Raw genomic sequence first — 6,524 nt, 5'->3', positions numbered from 1 at the left:
GTAAAAAACGTTTGCGTGAAGCAGAAAGATTTTGTTCACATAAAGGACAACTTGGATTGGACGTGTCTTTTACTAATAGATGCTTTTGATCAATGCCCTGATTTTCTTGTTTTAAACTATTAGCGCGAGCAACCCATAAATGATAATAATTTTTTCGCTTTTCAAATTGTTTTTCAATTAGCGCACATTGTTGACTTAATTCTTTATATTTTTGAATATGATTAGTAACGTTCAGTTGCTCGGTTCCGATGTTATTTTTTTCTTGTTCAAGTAGCTGTAATTGTTCTGCTAATTCTTTATTTTTTGAAACTAAATAAACATGTTCCACATTTAACCGTTCAATCATTACTTCTTTTTTCTTTAATGATGCTAAATGTTCTTCTTTTGCATTATTAATCGTCTGTTGTTCAAGTTCCTTAATTTTGAAAAAACGTTCTCGTAATTCCAGTATCTGTTGTTGCTCATGTTGTAAAGTAAATAATTTCTGTGTCAACAACTCTTTTTGTTGTATAATTTCTTGAATATTACTGATTTTATGCTGTTTTTTATTTGTTGTTCTCCATTCATTAAATAGGGTAAGCAAAGAATGTTCATTTTTCACTTTTTCTTTTTTAAGTTCATCTAATTTATATATTAAAAGTGAATATTCTTCTTGCTTTTTAATGAGAGCATTTTTTTGAATTTCTAATTTATTTAACTGAATTTGATATTCATCAAGCTTTTGTTTAATAGTTTCTAAATTACGAATCACCGTAGCTTTATTTTCAACGAGTGTTTGTTCTTCTTGTAATTGCGTATTAATTTGTTCTTCTTGAAATTTCAGATGATTGATCTGTTCTTGAAGTTTTTTTATTTCTTCTTGGGTTAGCTTACGCAATGTTTCATACTGGTCTAATTGTAAAATACTAGCAAGAATATCTTTGCGTTCTTTGGGCGTTTTTTTTGAAAATTCATTGGCATGACCTTGCCGTAAAAAGGCGGTATTAACAAAAGCATCAAAAGTTAAACCAATAAGGCATTCAATTTTTTTTTGTGTTTCTCGAATTGTTTTATCAGTAAGAGGATGAAATGTTTCAGTAGTTGCATCCAAAATGCCGAATTCTACGGTGGAGTATGAATTGCCACTTTTTGTTGCAGTAAATTCTCGTTTAACACGATAAGTTTGATTGTTAAATAAAAAATCAAAAATAACTAACATTGAAGTTTGCCCAAGCCTGAGCAAATGTGCATCCGGCTTTGAAGTACCAGATGTTTTACGTGCTTGCCCCCAAATAGCCCAAGTCATGGCATCAAGCAATGCCGATTTGCCATGGCCATTTTTACCGCTTAAACAAATAAGAGGGTATGGCCCAAAATCAATTGTTTGCAGTTTGCTGCCATAACTTAAAAAATTTTTTATCTGTAGTTTTAATGGAATCATTTCAGTATTATAACAATAATTTATCCAAGAAACTATCGAAAAACAAAATTAAATTTTTAATACAGAATTATTTTTTATTTTCTATATGAAACAATACGCTCAATGCGCAATCAAGCAATTGTTTCTAGTTGAAAATAGAATTGTGTTTTTTAAAAAAATCTATATCCTAATATGCATGGATAATTTTCAAATTAGTATTATAAAATTGATAAAAAACAGTGATCAAATGGAAAAAACTCTAATGTTATTTCTGATAGTTTTCGGCAATAGTTTACAAGCGATGGAGCTTGCAAAGCCGTTCAATAATGAATGTGTAGTTTCAGGTTCTTATATTGATTCATTATATAATCACAAGTTATATAAACCGAATGCAGAAAAAGCGATTATTAAATTTGAAAAAAATAATTTAGGTTATACTCAATATGGAATTTATGATAAAAAATTTATTCAAGATAATTTTTCGGTTTTAGAAATGTTGTTCAACCATAGTAAAAATCCATCAATTAATTTCTTAAATCTTTTACCAGAATATAAATTTGGTAAATCTATTAAAAAATCTGATTTTGATAAGCTCAATCAAATTATCAATTATACTTCAGAGACAAGAAAATCAAAATTATCTAAATATTGTGGTGATTATCTCAATAAATTATTAGTCATGTTCAATTATCTTAATTCTGATTTTGCAAATGATAATCCGGTAAAAAAAGATCTCATTCATGCTTTAACAAAAAAAATTAAGAAGGGATATAATCCAGAATATTTGGATATTACTTTAGAAACGGAAATTGCCAAAAATATTATATTATCAGTAAAGAATAAACTGCTCAGATATTGCACAAAGCCGGTACATACATTGAATAGTCATGCAAAATTGATTCGTTTTAATCATGATGACTCAATACTTGTTGCAGCACTTAAAGAGAACATTATACTGTGGGATACAAAAACAGGTAAAAGGCTTCATACGCTTAACGGTCATACAAGTAGGGTTAGTTCAGTATGTTTTAACCATGATGGCTCAATACTTGCTGCAGGATCTAAATTTAACACTATTCTGTGGGATGCAAAAACAGGTAAAAGGCTTCATATGCTTAATGACCACTCTAGTTATGTTACTTCAGTATGTTTCAACCATGATGGCACAATATTTGCTTCAGCATCTTGTAATGAAACCGTGCTATGGGATACAAAAACAGGTCAACAGCTTTATAAACTTAAGAATTATAATCATAATATTATTTTAAACAACTTTAAGCATGCTAGTTATGTTACTTCAGCATGTCTTAACCATGATGGCTCAATACTTGCTTCAGCATCTAGGGATAGTACCATAATTCTGAGGGATGTAAAAACAGGTAAAAGGCTTCATGCGCTTGAATACCTTAATGATTATTTAGATCAGGTTAAGTCAATATGCTTTAATCATGATAGTACCATTATTTCAGCATCTGGTGGTAAAGAGGTAATTTTGTGGGACACAAAGACGGGTAAGCAGCTTCATAGACTGAATGGTCATACAAGCAGAGTTACTTCAGTATGCTTTAACCATAATGGCTCAATACTTGCTTCAGCATCTAAAGATAAAACCGTAACACTGTGGGATGCAAAAACAGGCCAACAGCTTCATACACTGAATGGTCATACAGACTGGGTTAATTCGATATGCTTTAATCATAATAGCACAATATTTGTTTCAGCTTCTGATGATAAAACGATAATACTGTGGGATATGAATTTTTCAAAAAAATTAGCTGAAATCTGTTCATTGCCGCAAGCACAACTCATTTATGCGGCATGTCAGAATAATGGGCTTACTATTGAACATAACGATACTGATTTATTGGAAATATATAATAGTTTTTCTCCAGATATTCAGGAACAGCTTAGTTCATTAATAAAAGTAAAAAAAAATCTTTGTAAAATCGGCGTAAAGATAGGATTAACTTGTTTTGCAGGATATGCTTTTTGGCTTGGATATAAATATTTTACTCATTAAATTTATTTAACTGCTTAACTTCTTCTGCCGTTAAATAACGCCAAGAACCTTTTTTAAGATTTTTTTTGGTTAGGCCAGCAAATTGGACACGATCAAGTTCGGTGACTTGATAGTCTAAGAGCTGAAAAATTCTACGGATAACTCTTTTTTTTCCGCTATGTAATTTAACTTTAACTTTTTTCTTATTTTTGATATTTGCATATGCTATAGAATCAACGCGAATAAAACCATCAACTAATTTTATGCCCTGTCTAATACGTTGGAAATCTTCATGTGATAATGGCTTATCAAGAGTTGCTAAATAAGTTTTTTGTATTTCAAATTTAGGATGAGCGAGTTTTTGTGTCAGTTGCCCATCGTTTGTTATGATAATTAAGCCAGTAGTATCTTTATCAAGCCTTCCAACAGGATATAAGCGTTTTGCAGTAGTTGATCCAATAAGGTCAAATATAGTTTTTCTGCCAAGTTCATCGCTCGTGGTGCTTACATATCCTTTTGGCTTATTGAGTAAAATATAAACATTTTGCTGAGCGGAGATAACTTTTTTTTGATATTTTACAATATCATTTTCTTTTACTTGATAACTTGGATTAGTGATGATTTGATTATTAACTGAGATTTTTTTTTCTTTAATTAAATCAACCGCTTTTCTCCGAGAACAGATGCCCGCTTGGGCTATATAATGATTAAGATGCATACCACTCGCCATTAAAGCTCAATTTGTTTATTATAAAAAAGTCATAAGCATAAGCTACCCTATTTAATTTGGCAATAGAATAAATAATTGTCAATTAAAAAATGAACTTGAGGACAAATAGTAAATTTAGCTTTTTATAAGTTTGGCAAGATTAGGAGTGTGAATGGTTGATCATATTTTCCGACAATATGATATTAGAGGAAAGGTGGGTTCTGAATTATATATTAAAGAGGTTTATGATTTAGTAAGAGCAATAGCATGTTATTTTAAAAACCAAAATCCTAACGTCAAAAAAATTGCAGTCGGTGCTGATGGGCGTATTCATTCACCAGAAATAAAAGAAGAAGTATGTCGTGCATTGCAAGATAGTGGTATAGATGTAATTTTTGTTGGTACATGCCCTACGCCAGTGGTTTATTTTTCATTATTTAATTTGCCAGTGGATGGCGGGCTAATGATTACGGCTTCGCATAATGGTAAAGAATATAATGGTATTAAGATTTGTTTGGGAAAAGATTCGGTTTGGGGTACGCAAATTCAAGAAATTAAACATTTGTATAAACAGAAAAAATTTTGTGCAAGCACGAATGTTGGCAATTATACAGAATATGATGTTATCGCCGAGTATACCGATTGGCTTGTAAATCATTTTCAACATTTAGTTGGTATGCCATTATCTGTTATAATCGATTGTGGCAATGGTGCTGCTGGTACGGTGATGCCATCACTTATAAAAAAAATGGAGTGGCCGAACGTATCATTATTATTCGAAGAAGTTGATGGTAATTATCCTAATCATGAAGCAGATCCAATTATAGAAAAAAATATGCAAGCAGTTAAAGCCGCAATGTTATCAGAGAATTTTCAAATAGGTTTAGGTTTTGATGGTGATTGTGATCGTATGGCACCTGTAACGGAATCCGGACAGTTAGTTTCAGGTGATAAATTATTGGCGTTATTTGCCCAAGAAATTATTAAAAAAAATTCTAAAGCAAAAATAGTATTTGATATAAAATGTTCATCAGCCCTTTCTGATCTTATTAATCAATGGGGAGGTAAGCCATGTATTTCGGCATCCGGCCATTCAATTATAAAGGATCAATTAAAAAAACAAGATGCATTATTAGCAGGAGAATTAAGTTGTCATTTCTTTTTTAAAGATCGTTATTTTGGGTACGATGATGGTATTTATGCGGCGTTAAGGCTTTTTGAATTATTACAAGATTCACAAAAATCATTAGATGAACTACTTACAATTTTTCCTCAAAAGTATGCAACACCAGAAATTCGTATTGCATGTCCACAAGAGAAAATGGATGAAATTGTAGATTCGGTAAAAGAATACTTTGCTAAGGATGTACAAGCTGAAGTAATAACTATTGATGGTATTCGCGTTGCTATGCAACATGGTTGGGGACTCGTAAGATCCTCAAATACGCAGCCGGTTATTTGTTTGCGCTTTGAATCAGATTCGGCCGATGGATTAAATCTTTTGAAAAAAGATTTTTTGCAAGCTTTAACACCATACTTTACGAAAGAAGAATTATATAAGGAACTTTATCAATAGTATGAGAAAAATTGGCTTGCATTTACGAATTATTGATTCATTGATAGAAACCGCACAACGAGCAGCACATTTGGGGTTAAAAACGTTTCAATGTTTTTTAATTCATCAAATAACAAAAAAATACCTTTCATTGTCTGATAAAGAAGTCAAAGAGTTTGTAGCATTACGTCCATTATTTGATACATTATATATTCATGGTGCCTATTGGATAAACATATCGGGAATTCGTTGTGAACACGCTAAGCGTTTATTATTAAAAGAAATAGATATTGCTAAGCGTTTGCAATTTACTCATTATATTCTACATCCGGGTTCAGCAATAGGATGGAATGAACACAAAAAAGGAATTGATTGTTTAGTACGCGTTCTCAATGACATATTGAAAAATGAGAACGATATCACCATAGTTTTAGAAAATACTGCGCATGGTAGTTTGAGCATAGGCAGTGATTTGCATGATTTTAAAATAATACGTGAAAAATTAGCATTTCCAGAAAAAGTTTTATTTTGTTTGGATACGGCCCATGCTTATGCTTTTGGTTATGATATTGCTGATATAAATGCACAAAATGATTTTATGTATTTATTAAATAAAACAGTAGGTGATGCGATTGGTCTCATTCATTTAAATGATTCGCAAGAAAAATTAGGTTTTAAACGTGATCGACACGCAGTGCTTGGACAAGGCAAAATAGGCACTGCGGCATTAAAAAATTTTATTTTGCATGAGAAATTATGTAATGTGCCAATTATTATGGAAATGCCACGTACCGCTTATAATATAGAAATAAATATATTAAATATGGTAAAAGAATGGCATCAGTAATAATATCAAAAAAGG

The 6,524-nt window shown here is 31.2% G+C and carries 5 protein-coding genes; 3 read left to right on the top strand and 2 right to left on the bottom strand.

All coding sequences use genetic code 11. The features are described from left to right. The coding region (locus WDZ41_06130) for an AAA family ATPase (GenBank protein ID MEX0940907.1) at positions 1 to 1,420 on the bottom strand (1,420 nt) is incomplete at its 3' end. A 241-nt stretch (positions 1,421 to 1,661) separates the two neighbouring features. Here WDZ41_06130 and WDZ41_06125 point away from each other — a divergent pair. Beyond that, a complete protein-coding gene (locus WDZ41_06125) occupies positions 1,662 to 3,419 on the top strand; it encodes a WD40 repeat domain-containing protein (protein ID MEX0940906.1) in 1,758 nt (585 codons plus the stop codon). Here WDZ41_06125 and WDZ41_06120 read toward each other — a convergent pair. After that, a complete protein-coding gene (locus WDZ41_06120; GenBank protein ID MEX0940905.1) occupies positions 3,409 to 4,116 on the bottom strand; it encodes a pseudouridine synthase in 708 nt (235 codons plus the stop codon). The two genes, WDZ41_06125 and WDZ41_06120, sit on opposite strands and share 11 nt — an antisense overlap. A gap of 163 nt (positions 4,117 to 4,279) precedes the next feature. Here WDZ41_06120 and WDZ41_06115 point away from each other — a divergent pair, with 163 nt between their 5' ends. Together WDZ41_06115 and WDZ41_06110 are read left to right on the top strand one after the other, a co-directional pair. Then, complete coding sequence (locus tag WDZ41_06115; GenBank protein MEX0940904.1) at positions 4,280 to 5,683, top strand: phosphomannomutase/phosphoglucomutase; 1,404 nt, start codon at positions 4,280 to 4,282, stop codon at positions 5,681 to 5,683. A 1-nt stretch (position 5,684) separates the two neighbouring features. Beyond that, complete coding sequence (locus WDZ41_06110; protein ID MEX0940903.1) at positions 5,685 to 6,509, top strand: deoxyribonuclease IV; 825 nt, start codon at positions 5,685 to 5,687, stop codon at positions 6,507 to 6,509. The last annotated feature ends 15 nt before the right edge of the window (positions 6,510 to 6,524 follow it).

The sequence above is a fragment of the Candidatus Babeliales bacterium genome, from assembly GCA_040879965.1.
Taxonomy (GTDB): Bacteria; Babelota; Babeliae; order Babelales; family JACPOV01; genus JBBDJI01.
This window is presented reverse-complemented; position numbering and strand designations above follow the sequence as displayed.

Excerpts from the sequence above, each read along its gene's own strand:
- WDZ41_06125 (MEX0940906.1), top strand. The coding sequence starts at position 1,662 with ATGTTATTTCTGATAGTTTTCGGCAATAGTTTACAAGCGATGGAGCTT.
- WDZ41_06120 (MEX0940905.1), bottom strand. The coding sequence starts at position 4,116 with ATGCATCTTAATCATTATATAGCCCAAGCGGGCATCTGTTCTCGGAGA.
- WDZ41_06115 (MEX0940904.1), top strand. The coding sequence starts at position 4,280 with ATGGTTGATCATATTTTCCGACAATATGATATTAGAGGAAAGGTGGGT.
- WDZ41_06110 (MEX0940903.1), top strand. The coding sequence starts at position 5,685 with ATGAGAAAAATTGGCTTGCATTTACGAATTATTGATTCATTGATAGAA.